Annotated in this window: 16 protein-coding genes and 4 pseudogenes; 10 read left to right on the top strand and 10 right to left on the bottom strand. The window is 68.4% G+C overall.

Annotated elements, in window-relative coordinates:
• Window positions 1-39: 39 nt before the first annotated feature.
• From ACWC5O_RS30970 to ACWC5O_RS30960, 3 genes are all read right to left on the bottom strand, one after another.
• Window positions 40-267, bottom strand: coding sequence for a hypothetical protein (locus ACWC5O_RS30970; protein WP_450588035.1), 228 nt, complete (start codon window positions 265-267; stop codon window positions 40-42).
• Window positions 268-824: 557 nt separating this feature from the next.
• Window positions 825-1,697, bottom strand: coding sequence for a hypothetical protein (locus tag ACWC5O_RS30965; protein WP_450588034.1), 873 nt, complete (start codon window positions 1,695-1,697; stop codon window positions 825-827).
• A 129-nt stretch (window positions 1,698-1,826) separates the two neighbouring features.
• Window positions 1,827-3,074, bottom strand: coding sequence for an esterase/lipase family protein (locus ACWC5O_RS30960; protein ID WP_450588032.1), 1,248 nt, complete (start codon window positions 3,072-3,074; stop codon window positions 1,827-1,829).
• Between the two features lie 195 nt (window positions 3,075-3,269).
• On the opposite strand from ACWC5O_RS30960, the gene ACWC5O_RS30955 reads away from it, so the two are divergent.
• On the top strand, window positions 3,270-4,037 hold the full coding sequence (locus ACWC5O_RS30955; protein WP_450588031.1) for an aspartyl/asparaginyl beta-hydroxylase domain-containing protein: 768 nt from the start codon (window positions 3,270-3,272) through the stop codon (window positions 4,035-4,037).
• 1,252 nt (window positions 4,038-5,289) lie between these two features.
• Window positions 5,290-5,853 (top strand): hypothetical protein, encoded by a 564-nt coding sequence (locus tag ACWC5O_RS30950; protein WP_450781115.1) that lies wholly within the window; start codon window positions 5,290-5,292, stop codon window positions 5,851-5,853.
• A gap of 84 nt (window positions 5,854-5,937) precedes the next feature.
• Here the strand turns inward: ACWC5O_RS30950 and ACWC5O_RS30945 are convergent.
• Window positions 5,938-6,228: pseudogene (locus tag ACWC5O_RS30945) on the bottom strand (transposase family protein); the annotation flags it as partial.
• A 115-nt stretch (window positions 6,229-6,343) separates the two neighbouring features.
• On the opposite strand from ACWC5O_RS30945, the gene ACWC5O_RS30940 reads away from it, so the two are divergent.
• Window positions 6,344-6,610, top strand: coding sequence for a hypothetical protein (locus ACWC5O_RS30940; protein WP_450588029.1), 267 nt, complete (start codon window positions 6,344-6,346; stop codon window positions 6,608-6,610).
• A 168-nt stretch (window positions 6,611-6,778) separates the two neighbouring features.
• On the opposite strand, the gene ACWC5O_RS30935 is transcribed toward ACWC5O_RS30940, so the two are convergent.
• Complete coding sequence (locus ACWC5O_RS30935) at window positions 6,779-7,117, bottom strand: DUF6233 domain-containing protein (RefSeq protein WP_450588028.1); 339 nt, start codon at window positions 7,115-7,117, stop codon at window positions 6,779-6,781.
• 1,326 nt (window positions 7,118-8,443) lie between these two features.
• Here ACWC5O_RS30935 and ACWC5O_RS30930 point away from each other — a divergent pair.
• The 3 genes and pseudogenes from ACWC5O_RS30930 to ACWC5O_RS30920 all read left to right on the top strand — a co-directional run.
• Window positions 8,444-9,078 (top strand): annotated as a pseudogene (locus ACWC5O_RS30930) (tetratricopeptide repeat protein); the annotation flags it as partial.
• 38 nt (window positions 9,079-9,116) lie between these two features.
• Complete coding sequence (locus ACWC5O_RS30925) at window positions 9,117-9,617, top strand: NUDIX domain-containing protein (protein WP_450588027.1); 501 nt, start codon at window positions 9,117-9,119, stop codon at window positions 9,615-9,617.
• Between the two features lie 226 nt (window positions 9,618-9,843).
• On the top strand, window positions 9,844-10,962 hold the full coding sequence (locus tag ACWC5O_RS30920) for a pentapeptide repeat-containing protein (RefSeq protein WP_382587520.1): 1,119 nt from the start codon (window positions 9,844-9,846) through the stop codon (window positions 10,960-10,962).
• Window positions 10,963-10,966: 4 nt separating this feature from the next.
• On the opposite strand, the gene ACWC5O_RS30915 is transcribed toward ACWC5O_RS30920, so the two are convergent.
• Window positions 10,967-12,088, bottom strand: a complete 1,122-nt coding sequence (locus ACWC5O_RS30915) for an IS630 family transposase (protein ID WP_450588254.1) — start codon at window positions 12,086-12,088, stop codon at window positions 10,967-10,969.
• 80 nt (window positions 12,089-12,168) lie between these two features.
• Between ACWC5O_RS30915 and ACWC5O_RS30910 the strand changes: the two are divergent.
• Window positions 12,169-12,825, top strand: a pseudogene (locus tag ACWC5O_RS30910) (transposase); the annotation flags it as partial.
• Between the two features lie 67 nt (window positions 12,826-12,892).
• Here ACWC5O_RS30910 and ACWC5O_RS30905 read toward each other — a convergent pair.
• Entirely contained in the window at window positions 12,893-14,992 is a 2,100-nt protein-coding gene (locus tag ACWC5O_RS30905) for a hypothetical protein (protein WP_450588025.1), read from the bottom strand.
• Window positions 14,993-15,074: 82 nt separating this feature from the next.
• Between ACWC5O_RS30905 and ACWC5O_RS30900 the strand changes: the two genes are divergently transcribed.
• The gene (locus ACWC5O_RS30900) at window positions 15,075-15,272 is read left to right on the top strand and encodes a hypothetical protein (protein ID WP_450588024.1); all 198 of its coding nucleotides are present in this window, start codon (window positions 15,075-15,077) and stop codon (window positions 15,270-15,272) included.
• A 480-nt stretch (window positions 15,273-15,752) separates the two neighbouring features.
• Here ACWC5O_RS30900 and ACWC5O_RS30895 read toward each other — a convergent pair.
• Window positions 15,753-15,944, bottom strand: a pseudogene (locus ACWC5O_RS30895) (hypothetical protein); the annotation flags it as partial.
• Between the two features lie 1,648 nt (window positions 15,945-17,592).
• On the opposite strand from ACWC5O_RS30895, the gene ACWC5O_RS30890 reads away from it, so the two are divergent.
• Window positions 17,593-17,952 carry a TetR/AcrR family transcriptional regulator C-terminal ligand-binding domain-containing protein gene (locus tag ACWC5O_RS30890; protein WP_450588022.1) on the top strand — a complete coding sequence of 120 codons (360 nt, stop codon included), beginning with the start codon at window positions 17,593-17,595 and terminating at the stop codon, window positions 17,950-17,952.
• A 116-nt stretch (window positions 17,953-18,068) separates the two neighbouring features.
• Here ACWC5O_RS30890 and ACWC5O_RS30885 read toward each other — a convergent pair whose 3' ends face one another.
• Window positions 18,069-19,736 carry a sodium/solute symporter gene (locus ACWC5O_RS30885; RefSeq protein ID WP_450588021.1) on the bottom strand — a complete coding sequence of 556 codons (1,668 nt, stop codon included), beginning with the start codon at window positions 19,734-19,736 and terminating at the stop codon, window positions 18,069-18,071.
• The gene (locus ACWC5O_RS30880) at window positions 19,715-20,134 is read right to left on the bottom strand and encodes a hypothetical protein (protein WP_450588020.1); all 420 of its coding nucleotides are present in this window, start codon (window positions 20,132-20,134) and stop codon (window positions 19,715-19,717) included. Before ACWC5O_RS30880 ends, ACWC5O_RS30885 begins: the two co-directional genes overlap by 22 nt.
• Before the next feature lie 557 nt (window positions 20,135-20,691).
• Between ACWC5O_RS30880 and ACWC5O_RS30875 the strand changes: the two genes are divergently transcribed.
• The gene (locus ACWC5O_RS30875; RefSeq protein WP_450588253.1) at window positions 20,692-21,759 is read left to right on the top strand and encodes an IS701 family transposase; all 1,068 of its coding nucleotides are present in this window, start codon (window positions 20,692-20,694) and stop codon (window positions 21,757-21,759) included.
• The last annotated feature ends 209 nt before the right edge of the window (window positions 21,760-21,968 follow it).

The following is a 21,968-nucleotide window of genomic DNA, read 5'->3' as shown; positions in this document are numbered from 1 at the left end:
CGGTTGGCTGTGCAATCTGCTGCCGCCCATCGAGCCGAGCTACCCGTCCGCGGCTCCCTTCTGGTTCAGGGCCCGGGTCAGCTCGCGGTTGGCCGTGCGGGCCGCCTCCAGTTCGTCGGTCCGTTCATCGAGCTGGCCTTGGAAGTCGGCGAGGTTCTGTTCCAGCATCGTGATGCGTTGCTGAAGCTGGTCGATGTCGGCTGGCGCGCCCAGGCCGGACTCGGCCCAGGGGGTTTCGCCGAGGGCCTGGGAGAGGCACTTTTCCAACTGCCGGATCCGCGCGGCAAGGCGTTTGTTCCGTTCCCGCGCGTTGGCCAGGTCGGCCTGCAGGGAGGCCCGGCTGACAGCTGCGATTCGCCCTTCCTGAGGGGGGCGGCTGCGGCCGCGTGGACACGCTGGAGCAGGTCGCGGTGCCGGTAGAGGACCACTCGCGCCGTGCGGGCGAGAGCCGAAACGGTGATGTCGGCGTCGCTTCGCAGCATCGTGTCGAGGGCCTTGAGAACGCGCTCGCGGAGGCGGGCCGAGTCGGCCCGCCGCCCGTCAATCATGTTGGTCATGCTGTTCTGCCGGGGTGAAAGTCGGGCATGGGCGGTCCGACGCGGGGCATCCCGAGCGCGACGATCTGCCGTCGGCTTCGGCGGAGGACGGTGGTGGCTTCCTTGATCTGCGTGCGGTCCTCGTCGGTGAGGGCGTCGAGGTCCTCCCGGACGCGCGGGACAAGACGACGGACTCGGGCGATCTCCTCGTCAGAGGGTGTGGCCTCGGCTGTTGCCCAGTCATCGGCGGAGGTGAACGCGGCCAGGCGTTCTCGGTTTCGCAGCAGGTCAGCGAGGTATGCCTCCAGGTCGCCGGAGGTAGGAGGCGTCGGTGCGGAAGTGGTCGCATCCGACGCAGCGGAATCGGACGGGGCAGGCGTGACCGCCGGCCGCGACGTTGGACGGCTCGACGCAGACGCCGTAGGGTGCTTGAACTTCACCGACGGCGCGGCGGGCGTACTCGTCGTCCAGCAGTTCCTTGGCCTGCCGCCAGATGCGGTTGCCCTGCCGGTCGAACTGCATCGCCGAGACGCAGTCGACGGCCTCGCGTTTCCGCTGCTCACTCACCCGGTAGTAACGCTGAGTAGTGGCGAGTTGGCGATGGTCCATCAAGCTTTGGAGGACGCCGGGCTGGATGCCCTCGTCAGCGTGCTGCTGGCAGTAGGTGTGCCGGTAGGCGTAGAGGAAGATCTTGGATTTGTCGAAGGGCAGCATTTTGGTGACCTGCTGCCCGCTGATTTCGACGTGGGTGGGGACCAGAAACTCGGGCAGTGACCGGATCCATTCGCGGTGGCGGCTGGACAGCCAGCCGGACGCCAGTGGCTTGCGGCCGTGGGGGTTGCCTACCCGTGTCGGCAGGAGCATCAGCTCAGCGGTGGGGGTCAGGGGGAAGTTGGCGCGGATCAGTTGCTGCTGCCTGGTGATCATTCCTGCGGTGGCCTGGGAGATCGGCAGTCGGCGTCCTTTGCGGCCGGCCTTGTAGTTGTCGTAGAGCAGGACATTCTGGCCTGTGGCGTCCTGCTTGAGGCAGTCCCACCGCAGTTGGCAGATCTCCATTGGCCGCCGGCCGGTGTCGATCAGCAATTCCGTGGCCACCCGGTTCTCGTTGCCGTTCCGCTTCGTGCCGGCGAGACAGGGCAGGTGCTCGCAGATTTGCCGCATGACCTCGGCCGGGAGGTCTTTGCCTGCTTCGGTGTCCTCGGGGTCGTCGGGGACGTCCTCGGCCAGGTGCGTTCGGCGTTGCAGCCATTCGCGGAAACCGTACCCGCCGAAGGCGTCCTTGGCCGGTGGTTACGTTTCCTGGAGCTGGGCCAGGATCCACTGGCCCAGCTCCGGGGTCATGACGGTGTGGCCTTCATTGGTGGTGGCGCAAAGGAAGTCGTGGAGTTCGCTCCTCTCACGGTCGACTTTGGTGTAGAGGGCGGTGTGGTCGTCGATGTCGGCCGACGCCACGGCGCTGATGGTGGGGACGAAGGTGGAGGTGTTGTGGGTGAGTTCCCCCGGCTGTTCGTTGACCATCGCGGCCAGCACGGCAGCCATGCCGAAGTTGGCGGCGTCTTCCAGGAGAGGTGCCTTGGGAAAGAGGCCGCCGGGAGCGCTGTCGAGTTCGGGGAAGCCGGTGGTGTTGATCGAGACCGGGGCCTGGCGCGCCTCCGCCATCTGGGCGACGGTCTGCCGTCCCTGGCCCTGGGTGCGGAGCTGGGCGCTCGCCTTCGGTCCGAGGGCGGCCATCGCGGTGTCGTCGGCGGGGATGTTGTTCCCGGCGCCGGTGCCCGTTCCGTTGGCGACACCGAGCAGGCGGGGGCGCTGGGGCCAGTCGCCCATCCGCTGGAGTGCTTCCAGGAAGTCGGTCCGTTCCTGGTCCTGGCCGGCGGCGACGTCGAGGGTGACCTCGGTGCCGGTTTCGACGTGCCAGCGCAGCATCTGGCGTGCGGCCGGGCTGTTGACCAGGTCGGAGTAGAGGCTGAGGAACGGGTTGGTGTTGCCCCAGTGGTCCTTCACGAAGTGGGCGAACGCCTGGACTCCGAGGGGCAGCCACGCGCCGCGGTGCGGGGTGTCGTAGGAGAGGTAGGTGGAGGTCTGGTGGTCCTCCCTCTGCCTTTCCATCTTGGCCAGGGCGTAGCGGGTGACCATTCCTCCCATGCTGAAGCCGCCCACCGTCAGCATGGCGTCGCCTTCGCGGTCGGCGACCGTCCTGCGGATGCACTCGATCGCGACGTCGGCGTTGTCGAGGATGGACGCGCACCGGTCGTTGAAGCCCAGGAGGACAACGTCGAAGCCGTTCTCACACAGCGTGGAGATGAACGGGTAGTCCCCGTTCTCCAGGCCGTCGTACAGCACGTGGCCGTTGCTCCCTCCCATGGCGAAGCCGTCGGCGAGGATCACTGGCCGCTTGACGGCCGTCTGGTCGGATGAGCTGTAGAAGACCCAGGCGGTGCCGTTGCGGAGCTCCCACTCGGTGTCCCAGGGGTCCGATTCCGCGGCTGCGGGCTGAGCCCCCGGAAGGGGGCCCCAGATGCTGACAACAGGCTTGGACATGCTTCGACGACTCCTTGGTGTCGCGGCCGGTCGCACCGAACACGGTTATCGTCTCGGTGTGAGCATCCAAGCCCCGCCACAATCCAGCAGTATCACTCTTTCGTGGATGAAAAGGCTCTTTGCGCTCCTGTTCTGACGCCTTGCGTACGCGGGCGCGCCCTGGCTGGTGCCTACGCAGGCAGGAATAGCGCAGCGTTGGAATACCGCCTCTGGCGCGTCCCGCCGCTGCGCAGCCCCGACGGCAACCCAGACTGCACCGACCTCGGCGGCCCCGGCCCCGACGACTTCGCCGCTACCCCCTGGCTTCAACAATTGCCCTACCTGCGGGGGATCCTCGACACCATCCCGGCCCCGCTGAACGCCGTACGGCTGCTCGCCCTCGGCCCGAGCGCCGCCTCCCAGCCGCACTGCGACCCCAAGTGCGACGTGCGGCGGGGCATGGTGCGCCTGCACATCGCGATCGTCACCCATCACGGCGCGGTCCTCGTCCTGGACGGCGCCGAACACCGGTGGCAGCCCGGCGAGTTCTGGTACGGCGACTTCTCCCGCGAGCACCTGGTACGCAACAGCGGGCCCGTACGGCGCGTCCACGCGGTCATCGACGCGCTGTTCACCCGCGAGCTTACCGCGCTCTTCCCCGAACCGTGGCAGGAGGAGCTCACCGACGCCGACGTGCTGTTCAACCGGCAGCCTGCCCACGCGCGGCGGCCGCCCGCCGCGCTGCCGCCCGTTCTGGCCCTGCCATCCGGGTTCATGGACTTCGGCCACGACACTTCGCTGCAGGACCCCATCACCACCGTCCGGCTTCCCGAGCGCGCTGACGGGCTCGTCCTTCAGTCCGGGGAGCACCGCTTCACCCTCGTGCACGTCGTCGACGGCGAGTACCGCTACGCCGGCTGGAGCGAGCAGCGCACGCTCGAGCTCGGCGACGCTCGGACCGGCGGGGGAGGAGAGGGCCGGTGACTGCGGCCAGCAGGGCCTTCGGCCGCATGAGGGCAGTTGGGGGTGCGTTCAGACTGGTGACATCCCAGAGTGCTGCTGCAGCGTCGATGGAGCCGGTTGCGGCTTTGGCCAGCCGGCGTGCATACCAGGCTGCGAGTCGGTCGGCAGGCTTCGGCTCTGCACCCCGTACATCTGGGTACAGGACGTCCATGCCAACGGCGGTGGCCCACGCCCTGTCGACGTGGCGGGCCGCGCCGCGAAGGACCCGTCGAGAGAAGCCGGGGCTGGCGAGGCCGGTCCGCTGCAGCTCTTGGGCCAGGACCTGTGCGCGAGGGCCGCTACGGACATGCCCTGCCCGTAGGCCGGGTTGAAGGTGGCCAGCGCGTCACCGAGGGGGAAGACCGCTCAGGCCACTGCGTCGACTTCTCGAAGTTTCGGCGAGCGTTGCTGGTGCTGTGGCTGCGGCTGACCACCACATCGGTGAGGGCTTCGGCACCGGCGTTGACCGACCCACCCGACTCGAAACGCGGCCCCGCAAGCGTTGCGGCACCGCTCGCGCCGTGCCGTGGGTTCCCGAGCAGATGGGTGAGACCGCCACACGATGAGCCTCCCGGGGTGCAACCCGGAGACTCGCGGCACGATGAGCAGCGGCCGCGTGAGGGTCCCGGACGGTTCACCATCCGGGACCCGGCATGCGCGGTGTGGACGCAGCCCGGGGATGAGGTGCGCTCCCCTGGATTCCGGTCGGTCCATTCACGGAGCTCGACACGGTCCTGGTCATGGCGCCCGAGCAGGAGAGTCTGCGGGCGGCACAGGGTGCAACACCGGCACCTCCTACCTGGCCAACCTCACCGGGTAGCGCACGTACCCCGCGTCACGGCGGGGGCACCGTGGACACCTTGAGGCCTGCGGAGATCCGCGGGTGAATACATCCACGATCCGGCAGAAGCGGCAGCGCTGTTCGGGGGTGAGGTGGTCAAGGTTGGCGATGAAGCGGGCGGGGAGCGCACGACATCGTGCGCACTGGATGGGGAAGTGAACGACATGCGCTGCGCACGACCCGGTGGGGGAGTACCTTGAGCCTCCGCCAACTTGAAGTCGCAGGTCAAAGGGCTGGTGTGACGGTCTTCCTGGGTGCTCACGCTGGTCGTAGACGGCAGTCTGCGGAGTAGATAGTCCGTCAGCTTGTCGCTTAATGTCCGGTGTCGAACACGACTGGAACTTGATCAGTGGACTGTAAGCGGCTTCGAGGGGTGCTGTGGATCTCGGCTCTGTGATCATCGCGGTGGCAGGTGTGGCCGGAACACTGGGGGGATCGTTCCTTACTCAACGTGCCTCTGAACGGGCAAAACGTCGGGAGATAGAGCTGGTTCGGGATCATGAAGAGGTCCGCGAGAACCTACTTCTCCGACGCACCTGCTATGTGGAGCTCAATCGGGATGCACGTCAGTTCACAACGGCGCTCAGCCAGTTTCTGCACGTCATGCAGCAACGTAGGGTTGAGGAGCCCGACCGGGCAGAACTCGATGAGGCAAAAAGAGCCCATCGCGACACGTACTCCCAAGCGCAGATGATCGTCCCTGACGACGTGCTCGTATCTGCGAGTGAGGTCAACAAAGCCCTGAACAGGGTATACGGCCAGGCCAAACGTCTTGAGCGAGAAGAGCCTGAGCCTGGGGAGACGATGGCCGCTGCGTTCCGGGCTCAGGCGGAGGTCTGGGACCTGCTGCGGGCCCTGAGGACCGTGATGCGTCTTGACCTCGGGGTGGCCTCTGTGAGTGACGATGCGCCGGTGCGTCTCCCTGCCCAGCTGGCCGATCCTCGAAGCAGGCGCTGAATCACAAGCTCTTCGGTTGACTTCGAGGTTCGTCAGGACGAGCAGGGCGCGCAGGAGGTGGGTGGCGCGGGCGGGGTCGGTGCGGAGTTTGGTGAGAGTCCGCCAGTTCTTGAGGTGGGCGAAGCCGTGTTCGACCGGCGTGTGTCCGGTGGCGAGGATTCGGTTGGCGATCTTCTGGCCAGGGGTGAGCTTGTGGGTGCGGGTGGCGGTGAAGCCGGTGACGATCACGGCGGCGCGTACGTGGTTGTCCAGGCCACGGAAGCCGAAGTCTGCGAGGGCTCCGAGGCCGACGGCGCGCAGGTGCGCCAGGGTATGGTCGTGGCGGGCGGCAGTGATGTCGTGGGTGCGGCCGGGCCGGGCTGCGGATATCCAGATCAGGTGGCCTCTCTCGTTGGTCAGGGCGAGGAAGTGCAGGCCGTGATGGTGGTGTTTGATGCCCCTATGTTTGTCAAGCCTCGGTCATGAGGGTTGATGGACCGTCAGGCCGCTGGTGGCATGTGATCATGTCGGCGCGAATCAGCGCGTAGACCTCGCGGGCTGGGTAGCGTTTCAGGCAGCGCATTATCTCGCGCTCTCCTTGCCCCTCGGCGGTGCGTCGCTCCAGGTAGGCGCGGGTGCGCTCGACCGGGCGGGTACGGAAGAGATCGAGGGCGCGCTGGCGCTCATGGACACTATGACCGTCGACGCCCTGGAAGGCCCCGGCTTTGTCGACCACTACACCGAGGCGTTGGAGCAGGTGATTGAGGCGAAGCGGTAGTAGCACTGCGCTGAACGCGAGCATCGAGCAAGCGAAGGTCGCCCGTGGCGAACCGACCGGTGATGCCGGCGTGCACGAGATGCCGAAGCCGAAGAAGGCGGCCGCGAAAGAGCAGCCGACCAAGAAGACTACGGCGAAGAAGACGACGGGGCGCCGGCCGAGAGGTGCCTAGTCGAGGATACCCAGCCCGGTGTCCGGCCGGCAGCGCGTACAGGCCTTCACCCCGGCCGCCAGCGCCTGCCTGACGGTGTCGCTGCCCATGCCCTTCGATCGTTTCCCCGCCATGAGACAGCCGTCGACGTGCACGGCGTTGGGCATCGCGTCTCGGTTGAGCCCGCATTCGAGGAGCCAGTCGGGTGGCGCCGGCCGCGCCGCCTCGCCCTGACGATGCTCCTTTTCCTTACGCTCCTCGTCGGCGATCCAGCGGCGGGTGCGCGCGAGGTCGCGCTCCTGTACGTGTTCAAGGAAGCGGAGGAGGCTGAGGCGGGACGAAGCGGGATCGAACACAGGTTCGATTCCAGGGGATGGGCTGCCCACCACCACAAGGGGGCGGCTGTCCTGTTACAGCGCACGTTGAGCGCGTGCCAACGAAGTCTGAGCGGCTATGGTCAGGCGCCTGTGCGCTGGCTCCCTCCAGTTGCCGTTGCGGTGTGCTCAGCGCTTTCTAGAAGAGCGGGTGGAACGGCCCGCTCTTCCAGGAGGAGCGCACCATGGCGCAACCGATAAGTCGGCCAACGATCAGCGCTGAGCAATTCAGCCGAGTGTGTGACGAGATCAGGAGTACGGCGGTGCCCGAGAAGGACGCTCAATCCATCCGGGACTGTGCTCTGCGCATCGTGCAGACTCTGGGACTGGCGCTGTCCACGGATGACCTGAGCAGGCTCCTCGCCGAACTCATGGCCCCTGCGGCGGCCCCACCCCCACGGAGCCCTCACTACACCCGAGAGGCCATCCTGGACATGCCTGACGAACAGCCAGGAGAAGATGAAGGTCCGGTCAGGTAGAGCGGCCGTCACGCTGACTGCATCCTCGGCTCGCCGGAGGGCGCTTGGTCCCCACCGCCCGATCTTCGCTGGCAAGCAGTCAAGGTTCACTGGCACAGGACAGCGGCCGGCGAGGAGGCGGACATGCGGGATGACCTGCAGATCCTTACGGTCCTCGGCATCGACCCAGCCACTTTGGACCCAGCCCCCGATGGACCGCTGCGGTACTCCGGGGACCGCGATCGCATACGCCCGCCAGGCCGCTACCCGTGCTCAGCCTGCGGGGCGCCAGCCGTCGCTACCTGCCGCCGGACCGTTCCCGGCTTGGGCTTGCGCTGGCAGACTCCTGCCGCGACTGCATGCTCGCCGGGTGGGTGCTGGGAACCCCGGCCGCTACCACCTCGCCCTGACCGCCGCCGGTACGACGATGTTGCATGGCCAGTGGGGGAGCGAGACGACCGCGCGTCGCCAGTTCTCCGCCTGGGTCGGCGAGCGCGGGAACCTGCCGCGTGCACGCATCACCTCACCGACGAGGCGACCGGCACCGTGTTGACGATCTGGCCCGCCGAGCCGTAGCCCTCTGCCAAGCTGGGGATCATGGCCCACCGCTCCTACCCGAACCGCGAGCGCGCCCGCCGACAGCTGGACCGCCACCACGGCGCCGTCGAGAGCTGGGCGCCTGTGCGGCCGCGCGCCGATGCCGTACGCCGGCCCGGTGCGCGGCAGACGCCTTCGGGACCGATGAGTACCAGCTGTCTACCCGCTGACTGACGGCTGGCGGGTCACCCGGACCGGGGGTGGAGAAGGAAGAGCACCTGCTCGGTGACCGCCTGCAGGTGCTCGCCGCTGATGCCCGCGGGATCACCACGGCCACGCCGCCTGGATGATGCGAGCCCTCGCCCACCAGGCCCTCAGCCTCAAGCAACCCCACCACTGCGTCGACCTCGTCGAAGGCGCCCTCACCCGCGGCCTCGGCCACGTCGACGGCTAAACCGAGGCCCTCCTGCACATCACCCACGCCCGCGCCTACGCCTCCGTCGGCGAGAAGCCGGCAGCCGCCCGTGCCCTGCTCGCCGCCGAGGATGCCCTCCTACGTGACGACGGTCCCAGCCCAGCTGCTCCCGCGTCAGCGGCTCCGCCGCCGGCACCGTCGCCAGCCACACCGCACGCACGCTGACCGACCTCGCCGACCACATCGGCACCGAGCAACAGCACCGCGACGCCTTGGTGCGCTGGGACCCCGACAAGTACAAGCGCGTCCACGCTCTCACCTACGCCGATCTCGGCGACAGTCTCGCCGCCCAGGCGCGCGCCGACGAGGCTGTCGCCGTCTGGTCCACGGTCCTGACGCCCATGGACGGCATGACCTCCGACCGCACCCGCAAAGCGCTCACCTCACTCCGCTCCACCCTCGCTGTGTACCAGCGCCGCAAAGTGCCTGGAGCCGCCGCACTCGCCCGCCGCGCACGCGAAGCACTGGCCTAAGCTGCCCACCAACCCGGCCGACGAAAGGGACACCAGCCGTGGCTCAGCCGAACAACGACGACCAGCCAAAAGCCCTGCCGCCCGCCCTGGAGTCGATGACCCTGCTGGTCGCCGCCGTCATCGTCCACGACAAGGCCACGGGTCGTGTTGTTCTCCTCCAGCGCAGCCAGACCGCCAAGTTCGCCCAGGGCATGTGGGACCTGCCCGTCGGCAAGAGCGAGCCTGGTGAGCCCATCACCGAGACCGCGGTACGCGAGCTGTACGAGGAGACGGGTCTGACCGTGAAGCCGGAATCCCTGACAGTCGCCCACATCATCCACGGCTCGTGGGGCGTGGAGGCTCCCAACGGCTTCCTCACCGTCGTTTTTGCCGCCCATGAATGGACCGGCGAGCCCGAAAACCGCGAACCGCGAAAGCACGCTCAGGTCTGCTGGACTGACACCGACGCCATCCCCGAGCACTTCGTGGGCACCACCGCCAGCGCCCTCCACCGATATCTCAGCGGTGGTCCCCAGGTTTCACTTGACGGCTGGGGGTAGCCGCAAGCTGCACAGAGACTGCTGCTCCCCTCATGGCTTAGGACCGCAAGTCGCACTCCGCGCCCGTGACCCTGGCTGATCGCCGTCATCATCATGCCCACTGCTCCCTGGGCTGGCACACTAGTGCTCTGACCGGGAAGGTTCGCCGGGTTCGGCCTTGTTCTAGGATCCTCTGGCTATGGGGGGATCTTTTCGTGACCGGTGGCGCCTAACTCGTGCCGTTGCTGTGGCGCTGGCCGCGCTGGCCGTGATCGTGTTACTGGGCGTCGTGCTCCTGGTTCTTCCGGGGCTGATAGTCGACCACGACCTCGCAGGTGGCCACCTTGCTGCGGCGGACCGGTTGAACGCGGTGAACAACGTGCGCACCACGCTTCTGCAGACGGTCGGCGGTGCGGTCGTCCTGTTCGGCGCCTATGCCACATGGCGGCAGCTGCGCGTCAGCCAAGACGGGCTGAACGCAACGCGAGAGGGGAACATCACCGATCGCTTCAGCCGGGCCGTGGATCAGCTCGGCAGTGACAAGCTGGACGTGCGGATCGGAGGCATCTACGCGCTGTGGCGGATTGCGGATCACTCCGACCGCGACCGCGAGGCGGTCGTCTCCATCATGGCGGCGTATCTGCGGACACACCTTCCCTGGCCGCCGCAGGAACCCGCAGTGCCGGCGGCGGACGTGTCCATTAACGCGGTGCCCCCGTTGGAGACCCGCGCCGCGGACGCTCAGACAGCGCTGACCTGCCTCGGGGTCCTGTACCAGGAACGCCGTCCGGAGTGGCTCAACGTCAGTTTGACCGACCTGCGCCGGGCCGACTGTGACGGATTGTGGCTGCACGGAGTCAACTTCGACGGCGCATGCCTGGAAGCGGCGAGCGTCTACCAGGTCAACCTGAGCAAGGCGTCACTGATCGCCGCCAACCTGCGGCATGCCGAACTCGGCACTTCCATTCTCCACCAGGTCCGCTGTCTGCAAGCCGATCTGCGCGGTGCACGCCTGGTCAAAGCCGACTTGAGGTCGGCGGACTTCTCCGGTGCGGACCTGCGGGAGGCGAACCTTCGCAAGGCTCGTGCCCAGGGTGCCGTGTTCGTCGGCGCGGACCTGCGGTTGGCCGACCTCCGGGGCTGCGACCTCACCGAGACTGACCTGCGAGAGGCGAGGCTGGAAGACGCGCTGGCGAGCGACCTTACGATCTGGCCGACCGGCTTCGACGCTCAAGCAGCCGGCGTCGTTGTCACGGCGGACCCCGGCATCGAACCGGACAATCTGCTTCCGGCTGCCGCGCTCACGAGGCGAGTCCCGCTGCTGCAATCAGAGCCGATGCATGGTCCGTCAGCGTCGGCGAATTGAGCAATCAGGCGGCGCAGTCGATGGGCCGCCCGCCCCAGCGGATGCCCTTCTCGCTGCGGATGCGGGCGCGTTCCCTGCGCTGGGCGGCGAGCACATCGGGGTGACGGGCGTTGGCGTTGCGCCAGCGCAGGTAGCGGTGCAGGGCCTGGGTCTGCGCGGGATGGCTTCGGTGGTTTGAGTTGGCCAGGGTGAACTGCCGCAGCGGGCCGAAGTGCGCCTCGATCGGGTTGGCCCAGGAGGCGTAGGTCGGGGTGAAGCACAGTTCGACCTTGTTCTTCTTCGCCCAGCGGCGGATGTCCGCGCCGGTGTGGGCGGAGAGGTTGTCCAGAACGAGGTAGATCGGGGCGCCGCCGGGTCGGGCAGCACGGATGGAATTCAAAGCGGCGAGGCTGTTGGCGGTGCCTTTGCGGCGGCGGTTGACTCCCCACAGCCGGTCGTCGCCGACGGAGTAGCACCCGTGGAAGTAGGTGACGCCGTGGGTGCGGTGGTAGGTGGCCGGCAGGCGGTTGGGCTTGCCCTGTTCGGCCCAGCAGGAACCGCCGGTGGGTCGGATCCCGAGCGGGCCGAACTCGTCGAAGGCGAAGACCCGGTCCGGGAAGCGTTCCAGCACCTGCTCGATACGGTCGAGCTTGGCGTCGCGGTCTGGGTCAGGTGACTCCTTCCATGTCTTGGTGCGCTGGAAGGTGATGCCACGGCGCCGGAGCAGGCACCGTAAGGCCTCACGGCCGATGCGGATGACGCGTCCATGCACGCGGCGCAGGTAGGCGGCGAGTTTGCGGATCGACCAGCGGGTGAAGGGCTGGCCGAGCTTGGTGGGGCGGGTGGTGGCCGTCTGGACGACGAAGTCCTCGTCGTCAGGCTTGAGCAGGCGGGGACGGCCTCCCGCCCAGCGAGGGTTCAGGCAGGCCAGGCCGATCTCGTTGAACCGGTGGATCACCTCCCGCACCGTGTCCTCGTCGGCCTGGACCAGCTGGGCGATCACCGGGACGCGGTTTCCGCCGGCGGACGCGAGCAGCATCATCGCCCGGCGATAGCGCACCGAGCTGGTACTGCCCCGGCGCACGATCTGCTGCAGCTTCTGCCCTTCCTGGTCGGTCAACCTGCGCACACGGACAGGCTCGGCCACCACACCCCCAACGGTCGGACGGACGTCACCGACATCCAACCGCTCCAACCGCCAACCCGGCGAACCTTCCCGGTCAGAGCACTAGGGACCACCCTCGCACCATCGCCGAGCAGTCGAAGAACGACCGGTACTCGACCAACCATCAAGTCGTCATCGATGCCGACACCCGGCTCGTGGTCGCCGTCGGCCGCCCTCTGGCCGGCAACCGCAACGACTGTAGGGCGTGGGAGTTGTCCGGCGCGAAGGACGCCGTGGGCAGGACCGCAGTCATCGCGGACGGCGGTTACCGGGGCACCGGCCTGGTCATCCCGCATCGCCGTGAGCGCGGCCGGGCCGGACTCCTGGCCTGGCAGGAGGAACGCAACGCCTCCCACCGCAAGGTCCGCGCCCGCGTCGAGCACGTCTTCGCCCGCATGAAGGGGTGGAAGATCCTCCGAGACTGCTACGAAGACAGTGACCGCGACCGAGCCGAGGACCTCTACCAGCTGGCGGTCTGCACCGGCGACGCCCGCGCGATGGAGGACATGGCACGGCTGCGGAGGGAAGACGGGGACGTTGGTGGCACTGAAGCCCTACCGCAGCGTGCAGTGACCGCCGGCCATACCAGAGCCCTGATCGGGCTGATGGAGACGCGGGAGGAAGCCGGGGAGCGGGAGGGCACCGAAGCCCTCGCCCAGCAAGCCCCTACCCCGGGTATCCACATGACCTGTACCGCCTGGCTGACCTGTGGAAGGTAAAAGGGGATCAGCAAGGCGCCGGCTCTGTACGCGAGTACGCCTCCTGTCGTGGTCGCCAGCGTGTGGACTATTGCCATGGGGGTGTGGGTGTGCCGTCTGGATCTAGGCCGTAGGGCCACAGTTTCTGAGCCAGCCAGTAAGGGCTCGCAGGTTCGGTGTGGTGGTTGCCGTGGTCGGCGGCTTGGCGGGCCAGAGCCTCGGCGCTCTCCCGGTCCCCGGCCTTCTCCCGCAACACGGCCAGGCGCTTGAGGGCGTTGGTGTTGCCGTGGTCGGCGCATCGGCGGGCCAGAGCCTCGGCGCTCTCCCGGTCCCCAGACTCCTCCCGCAACACGGCCAGGGAATACAGGGCGTTGCCGCTGCCGTGGTCGGCGGCCTGCCAGGCCAGAGCCTCGGCGCTCTCTCGGTCCCCGGCCTTCTCCCGCAACACGGCCAGGAAGTGCAAGGCGAGGGTGCTGCCGAGGCCGGCGGCCTGCCGGTAGAAGGTTTCGGCGCTCTCCAGGTCCTCGGTTCCCTCCGGCAACATTTCCGGGGAAAGCAGGGCGTGGGAGTCGTCGTGGTAGGCGGCTTGGCGGGCCAGAGCCTCAGCGCTCTCCCGGTCACTGGACTCCGCCCGTAACGCGGCCAGCCAATACAGGGCGTAAGTGCTGCCGAGGTCTGCGGCTCGGCGGCGGAGGTGGTGAGCCCACTGGCGGCGGTGCCGGGCCTCGGCTGCTTGAGTGAGGCTATTCAGGTCGTCGGTCTGGGTGAGATGGGTGTGGGCGGCGTGCCAGAAGGAGGCAGGCGGACACAGGTGCCTGCGGGTGGTGCGGCCGTGTTGTTCGAGGTAGTCGGCGAGCCGGAACACCGGCCCGGTCGGCGGCGCAGGTGAGTCGTCAGCAGATGCGGAGGAGGCGGGCGGGCGTCGTTGGGAGCGAAGGGTGGTGCTGCGCAGAGGGGCCTGCTTGCCGTGGACTGGTTCGGCGAGTTCGGCGAATGCCTGTTCAGCCCAGTCCTCAGGCAGTTGGTCGTAGTCGGTGTCGGTGAGGTAGTCCGCGCAGGCGTCGGTGAGGAATGTCTGGGGGAGGTGGAGACCAACACCGAGACGCCGCGCGTCCATCGCCGCCTCCAGCACTGCTTTGGCGGCTGGAGTTCCGTGCTGGTAGCGGCGCAGGAGTTCGGGAGCTCCGGCCAGGTCCTGCGTCATCCGCCCGTTGTTTCGGGCGCGAGTGAGGGCGTCGGCCAGCAGCCGGTCACCATCGTCTGCGAGAGCCGTCGCGGCAACCAGGGCCGGGGCGTCGAAGATGTCCGGGACGGCCAGGGTGCGGCCGGAGAGGAGTTCTCGCGTCCGGCTGTGCGGATCTTCCTCACCCGGAGAGGGCATGACGGTGTACTGGCGGGCGTACTCAGGCCAGAGTGTGCCCAGCACCAACACGGGACCGCGTTCCAGGTTGGTGAGAAGGCTGTGCACAGAGGCCGCGATCCGCTCACCGACGTGCGGGGCACCGAGATAGTGCTGGGCCTCGTTCAGCCAGACCACGGTGCGCGGCTGGACACGGTGCAGGTCCTCCAGGGCTGCCTCGGCGCGGGTCGGGTCGAAGGGATGCCACAGCCGCCATCCCTTGGCTGCGAGGGGCTGCACGGCCTCCCAGCAGGCCCGTGTCTTGCCCGTCGATGAACTGCCCACCAGGACCACGATCCGGCTGCGACCGGCTGCAGCATCCCGTACCGCTTCGGCCAGCACCCGGTCATGCTCGCGCCGAACGTACCCGGGCAGCACCCGTGCCCCGGGCGCATCGCAGCCGGGAGCAGAGTTGCTGTGCCCGGCCGGATGGACCTCCAGATCATGCGGCTCCCACTCCCCGATCGCACGGCCCGGCCCTGGCCGTCCTCCGCCGCCACCCCCGGCTGCGGCCCGCCGCAACTCCAGCAACTCCTCAGCAGGAAGCCGCAAGGCGCGGGCCAGCACCGCCACGGTCTCGGCGGAGGGTACAGGCCCGTCGCTCTGGAACGCTGCCGATACTGTCGTCCGCCCCAGCCCCACCCGGCGGGCGAGATCCGTCTTGTTCAGCTGGCTACGCGCCAGCCCGTCCTCCAGCCGCCTGCGCAGTTCAGTGAGCGCCGGATCGTGGCCGTTCTGCTCGTCGTGCACGTCCCCGCCCCCGAAGGTGGTGTGTTCGCCGGTGTTCATCTTCGTCCCGGCGAACCCCGGCGCACACGACTTCCACGACCTTCGACCACGTCAACGCCCCATCGTGTACCGGGAGCTAGCCGTGACCGTCGCCGTCGTACTCCTGACCACCGCACTCGTGATCGTCGTCGCCCTGATGGCCGCCGCCGGTGCGGGCAAGCTCGCCCGCATGGACGGCGCCACCTACCCCGCTGCCCTCACCCGCGCCGCAACCACCTTCGGCGCGGTCATCACCCTCGCCACGGCCGTGGCCGGCACCCTCGCCGCCGTCCTCACCTGAACCAGCCGACCCGCTTTGCCGGTAGGTCGCGGGCTGAAGGAGGTGCCTCCCGTTCTCGCGTACATCGAGTTTTCCGGCAAGCGTGCGACTCCCAACCTCGTGTCGAAACGACGTCGCAACTCGGGCTCTGGCCCACTTCTTGTGGTCGCGCGCACAGCGTGACTGCTGATCTCTCGGTGCCGCGGGTTGAGGGCGCCCAAAAATCGCCAGGCCGCAATCCGGTGGGGGCGACAGTCCTACACCGTTCAGTACAGGGAGTGTTCGTGGAATCCGTCGAGGTGTCCGACGCGGTCGCTGGGCGGACCGCTACACGGCTCCTACCTGCGGTTCCCTCGAGATCTGCCAGCGGTCGGCAAGTTCGTCGAGGTGTCGTTACGGGTGCGTCGATTCGTCTGTGCGGAGGAGTCCTGCCTGCGCAAGACATGTGCCGCGCAGGCTTCGAACTCCTCCGCAAACGTGTCCTGTTGGCGTGACCGAGCGTCCGAGGGATGCCTGCCGGGCAAGGAACTCCTCGAACGCCGCCTTCTGCTTTGGATCCATGAAGCCTTGGCGGACACTGCGGGCCTTCTCCTGGAGCCAGTGCGCCTCGTCGGGGTCCAGCAGCTCGGCGACCACCACGCCTTTGCGAGTAACCGCCGTTCGCCCTCCTACGCGACGACGATCGAGGACCGGGCAGAACTTCAGCTGGTGCGCGCCGGGCGCGCGCCTGGCTCAGCGTGCTGCGTGAGCTCGGCGCGGACGACCCCGACGATCCGCTCTTTAAGGCGCTCACCGTCAAGGGACAGCTGGTGAAGTAGACCGAGGGCCGCAAGCACGGGAAGAGGATGCACCCGGGCTCGCTCAACAAGCGGCTCCAGGTGCTCGCCGAGCGGGCGGGCCTGCCCTACACCGATGGCAATAAGGTCACGTCGCACTCGTGGCGGGCCGGGGCGAACACCGACATGGCCGAGCGGGGTGTGTCGCTCTCCGAGCGCAACAAGGCCGGCCGGTGGGCGGATGGCTCCGACACCGCGGACACCATCTACGATCGCCGCCACGAGGTCGGGGAGCGCGACCCCTTCGCGCGGTGCCGCTGTACGGCGGGCCCGCTCACGCCGCGGTGCAGCAGGCTTGCCCGGAGCAGGACGCGGCGTTCGCCGACGTGGGGCAGCCGCCGCCCCCGGCTGACCGGCCCGGGTTTGGGGCTGCCCGCCGGTACGCGGCGCAGGGCTTCGCCCAGGGCATCCTCGCCATCGCCCGGCCGGCCATCACGACCAACAACGACGAGTACGCGTCGTGCTGGTGCACCTCTTCGTCCGGGGCGTGTTCCTCGACTACCTGCCGTCGGCCGACGGCACCCGGTAGGCGCCTGCCTGATGGGGGCGGGTGGGCGTGGTGGGGTGGCGGCTTCGGGGATCGGGGCGGCGTTGTGGTGTGGGTTGCGCGTCGGCGGGACCGCCGCGCTGAGCGGGGCCTGTGGGCTCCAGGGTGGTGGGGTGGTGGGCGTGGTCTGGGGCTGTGGGTGTGGTCTGGGGCTGTTGGGCGTTCAGTCGCCCGTGCTCGGCGTGGACCTTTGCTATGGGCCTGCTTCCCGAGCTGGGAGCGCTTTGCCGGTCCGGCGGCGGTGCGGGACGATCAGGCCAGTACCCGGGTCGCCGACTGCGCATCCGCAGCGGCGTTCGCCCTACCCGTGGCCAGCGCTGTCGCCATCCTCGGTGTGGCAGGCCTGACGGGCGGCAACGCCAGACCGGCCCAGTGCGCACCGCCCGAATCTCACTCACCCGTGGGAAAGGTTCATCACTGCCCACAGGGACGGCCCGCCAAGCCGGGCGAACCGCCGCTGTCCGGCTACCTATTCCTCTGCGGTTCGCAGGAGGGCGCCGTTGGCTCCCGGCACGCCTGCGTAAATGGACCGCCGACGGCACCTGGGAGAAGGTCTTCACCGGTGTCCGCCCTTACGGGTACGCGGTGGGCACAGAGCCAGGGAGCGTCCGGCCCAGGGCAGAGTTCCCGACATGGACAGCAGCGCCTCCAAACCCGGACCCCGCCACTCCCGACAGCTTCCTCACACCCGTCGACAGTGTCTTCACGCACAGTCATCTGGGCCCCGCACCGGACATCGACATCGGGTCCTGGACCCTGACGTCGACGGCCTGGTGGGCCGTCCGCTGTGGTGGAGTGGTACAGCTCCCGCTGTCCACAGTCCTGGATCTGACTCGCCCGCGGCCCTCGGCGCGCCACGTCTGGTTCCAGGGCGCGAGCACCGGTCCCTACGCCGTCGAGGGCGGCCAGCGTACCTCAAGCACCTTTTCTTGCGGCAGGCCCACGACGAGGTCGTACTGTGAACGGTGAGCCCCTGCTCGCCCGCCACGTCTTTCCGCTGCGTGCGGTGGCACCACGCATGTTCGGCACGAAGTCGGTGAGGTGGCTCACTCGCATCCACCTGTCGGACACACGCCCCGACCATCTCTTCACCACCCGGCTCTACAACCGCACCCCGCCCAGTGAAGATGCACCGAGTCCCGTGCGCGAGGTTGCCCGCGGCGAGGTGCGGCCCGACGTCGACATCCGGTCGGCCGCCACACTGGTGGCGGCGCCACTGGTGTACCGCCTGCTGGCGGAACGTGAACTGCCCGACTCGCGCTTCGTAGAGGACCTGGTGGATCTGGTCGTCCGGGCGGTCGGTCACCCGGGAACCTGAGAACCGGGGGCCCATGGTTGCGGGCTGCGTGCGGACCGTTCCGCCCGTTGTCCAGACGGAACGCCCCTGCTCGATCGCTCGAAGTCCGGAGGTCGCTCCTTCGTCTGGACCGCCGTTCAGTCGCCCCCGACGCCAGTGAGGATCCCGAACTCCGCTTCCGCGTAGCCGGGTTCGGCCTGCCCGTCGTCGGCCCTGCGCCCGCGTGCAACGACGCTGCCCACCCAGCCGAGAAGGAAAGCCGTCGGTATCGACACCACACCAGGAGTTTGCATCGGATACCAGTGGAAGTCGTTGTGCGGGAAGAGCGCGAAGGGCGTGCCGGAGACCGCCGGCGAGAACACATTCAGTCCGATGGAGGTCGCGAGGCCGCCGTAGACGGTCCACAACAGTCCGGTGCGGTTGTACCGCTGCCAGAAGAGGGTGTAGACGACGGCGGGCAGCACCGAGGAAGCCGCGACGGCGAGTGCGAGGGAGGAAAGGAAGTTCACGTTGTAGCCCTGCGAGAGGGTGGCGAGGAGGATGCTGAGGCCGCCGATGCCCACCCCGGACCAGCGAGCCGACCGGATCTCGCGCATTTCCGTGAGGCGGCCGCGGCGTACTGCGTGCGCGTGCACGTCGTGGGCCAGCGCAGCGGCCGCCGAGAGCGCGGCACCGGCGACCACCCCGAGGACCGCGACGAACACCGCGCACGCCACGGCTGTGAACAGAGCGCTCCCCGCAGCGTTCGCGGTGCCCCCTTCCAGCCCGCCGGCCAGCAGCAGCAGTGACATCTGGCCTTTCGGGTCGACCGCGGTGATGGTGCGGTCGCCGACCAGAGCGGCCGCGCCCAGCCCGGCGATCACTACGAGCAGGCAGAAGACACTGATCGCAGTGAGGGCGTACCGGGAGGCACGGCGAGCGGCCGCGCCGTCGGCAACGGAGTTGATCTGTGTGATCATGTGCGGCATCACGGCAAGGCCCAGCACGACGGTCAGCTGGGTGCCGAAGAAGTCGAGCCGCCCGGCGGGGTCTTGGCCCAGCTGAAGCCCCGAGTGCAGATAGACGTCCGGGCGCCCGCTGCCGCGCGTGGCGGCCGCGAGCAGTGCGTTCACGTTCCAGTGGAAGCGGTTCAGTACGAGGACGGCGACCGCGGCCACCGCGCCGAAGACGATGACGACCTTGAGGATCTGCACGACGCTGGTGCCCCGCATGCCGCCCAGCACGGGGTAGCAGATCATCAGCGTGCCGACGAAGACGATGCAGGCCTTCTGCGCGCCAGGGTTTTCCAAGCCGATGAGCAGGGCGGTTGCGCTCCCCACACCCGACAACTGCACGACCAGGAAGGGCAGCGAGACGGCGAGGGTGGCCAGCGCGGCCGCGATCCGCGGCGCCGCCCCGGGCATCCGCAGTGCGAGGATGTCGCCGATGGTGAAGCGACCGGCGTTGCGCAGCGGCCCGGCGAGTATCAAGAGCACACCGAGGGCCAGGCTGGTGCTCAGCACGAGGACCAGGCCGTCATAGCCGACAACGGCGACGAGTCCGGTGGTGCTCAGCAGAGTTGCCGCCGACATGTAGCCACCCACCAGGGCGATGGCGGCCTGAAACGGCGTCAGTGACCGATTGGCGGCGTAGAAGTCGGCGACCTCGTCCCGCTCGGGTGCGGCCAGCACGCAGAGCAGCAGCGAAAGTCCGGCGAACGCCAGGAACGAGACCAGAACGGCCGTTTGCGCACCGGAGCCGAGGAAGCTGGCGCCGGGCCCCTCGAAATGCATGACCTCGCTCATCACCACGTCATCCCCGTCCATGCCGTGGGGTCGACCGGCCGACTGTGGCCCCGCGCGTGGAGGCCGCTTTGCCCTCGTGCTGCCTCTGCGCGGGCCCGCAGGACCTTCGCGCGTATGTCGCAGCGCTGGGTGGAGAGCCGGTCGTGCCGCCAGGCGGTCACCAGCAGCAGCACTGCCTGCAGAAGGCCGAGGCCCATGCCGAGAGTGAGCGTGCCCGCGATCTGCCGCGCCGGAAGTCCGTCTGACGAGCAGTCGATAAGTAGGGCGAGAACGAATACGGCTCCGTTGGCGATCACGAAGCGCCGCCGCGACCGTGCGGCCAGGCGACGGAGCTCGCCGAGTTCCGGACCGTCAGCCGCCAGGTGCTCCTCCGAAGGGAACGCCACGGACGGGTTGACGGGGTAGTGCGAGAAGGACATACGGGTGTCCGTTCACTTGAGGAGTCTGTTCGGTTGTTGTCTGTGACTTGGAGCCCGGCTCAGGTTCGACAGCCGGACGGAAGCCGCGGTCGCTCGTCCGGGCGGAAACGGCTTGTGAAGCCGGTACGCAGCAACCGCAGTGCATCAGCTGCTTGTCGAGGAACCGTTGAAAGAGGGCAGGAGTGCTCGCGCGACCCTCGGCGTTCACACCGAGAATCGTTACGACGAGTATCGATATCTGGAGGTGGGGGAACAAGGCTCTGGCAGGAGATTTCCGAAGAGACCGGCGGGACCCGTGAGGCGTGAGCCACTAGCCATGCGGCCCGCAGAGATGATCAAGGATCCACAGGCCAGGGCAAGGAAGCTGGCAAGCGCAGCCACGCCAGGTCCGCCCCTCGAAGTGCCCAGGCCCAGGCCGTGTTCGAGCTCGCGGTAGGCGTGCTCGATCCACCTGGCGGCGGCCAGGGCCTGCTTGCCCGCCGGGCGCACGGTGAGGACGGCGAACCGTGAGATCACCCGCCCTTTGCTGCCTGCCGCCAGGTCACCTCGAGGTCCTGATGGGCCGCATCGCGGGGCGGTTCGCCCGGATAGAACCGCGGCGCCGGGTGAGGGCGCTGGTGCTCGGGTTGCTGTCGGACCTGGCACGCAAGAATTGCTGGACGCTCGCCGAGCACGCAGGCCACGCATCCCCGGACGGCCTGCGGCACCTGTTGTCGAGGACCAGGTGGGATGCCGAAGCGGTCCGCGCCGACATCCGCGACTTCGTCGTCGAGCAGCTGAACCACAACGACGCAGTGCTGGTCGTCGATGAGACCGGCGATCTGAAGAAGGGCACCGCCACGGTGGGCGTGCAGCGCCAGTACACCGGCACCGCCGGACGCATCGAGAACTCCCAGGTCGCCGTCTACCTCGCCTACTCGACTCCACGCGGACACGCGGCGATCGACCGAGAACTGTACCTCCCACGCTCCTGGACCGAGGACGCGGACCGCTGCCGTGCGGCCGGGATACCCGACACCGTCGGCTTGCCGGAACCCGCGCTCGCCACCCGCATGATCGGCCGTGCGCTGGACGCCGGCGTCCCCGCGTCCTGGGTGGCGGGTGACGAGGTCTACGGAGGCACCCGCATCTGCGGACCGCGCTCGAGGGGCGCGGCGTCGACTACGTCCTCGCCGTGGCCTGCGACCACCAGATCACCACCGCGCGGGAAAGTTCCGCGCCGACACCCTGGTCAAGAAGCTGCTGAACCGGGCTTGGCAGAAGCCCTCCGCCGACGCCGGAACCAAGGGGCACCGCTTCTACGACTGGGCCCTGGCCGACATCGCCGACGACCGGCCGGGCCACCGCACCTGCTCGTCCGCCCTGACCGGGGCACCGGTGAACTCGCCTTCTACCGCAGCTACTCGGCGGCCTGGGTGCCACTTGCCACCCTCGTGGAAGTGGCGGGACGCAGGTGGACGGTCAGGAGACCTTCCCGCCCAGCAAGGGTCTGGCGGGACTGGACGAGCACCAGGTCAGACGGTGGACGTCCTGCATCGCTGGGTCACGCTCGCGACTCGCCCACGCCTTCCTCGCTGCAGCCACCGCCAACGAACGTGCCCAAGAACAAGCTTCGGACGGCCTGATCCCGCATACCTGCAACGAGATTCCAGCACCTGTTCAGCACGCTCGTCGCCCAGACCGTCCACACAGTCGCGCACAGGCTCCGCTGGTCCGAGTGGCGACGACGCCGTCAAGCCCCGGCTCGGGCCTGCCACTACCAACAGGGGGCCTGGGCGGTTCGTCGCTGATGGTGGATGGCCTGGGACGGAGCCTGGTTGCGGCGTCGCCAATG

The organism is Streptomyces sp. NPDC001450, from assembly GCF_053597295.1.
The sequence above is the reverse complement of the archived record's forward strand: the minus strand, read 5'-3'. Positions and strand labels throughout refer to the sequence as shown.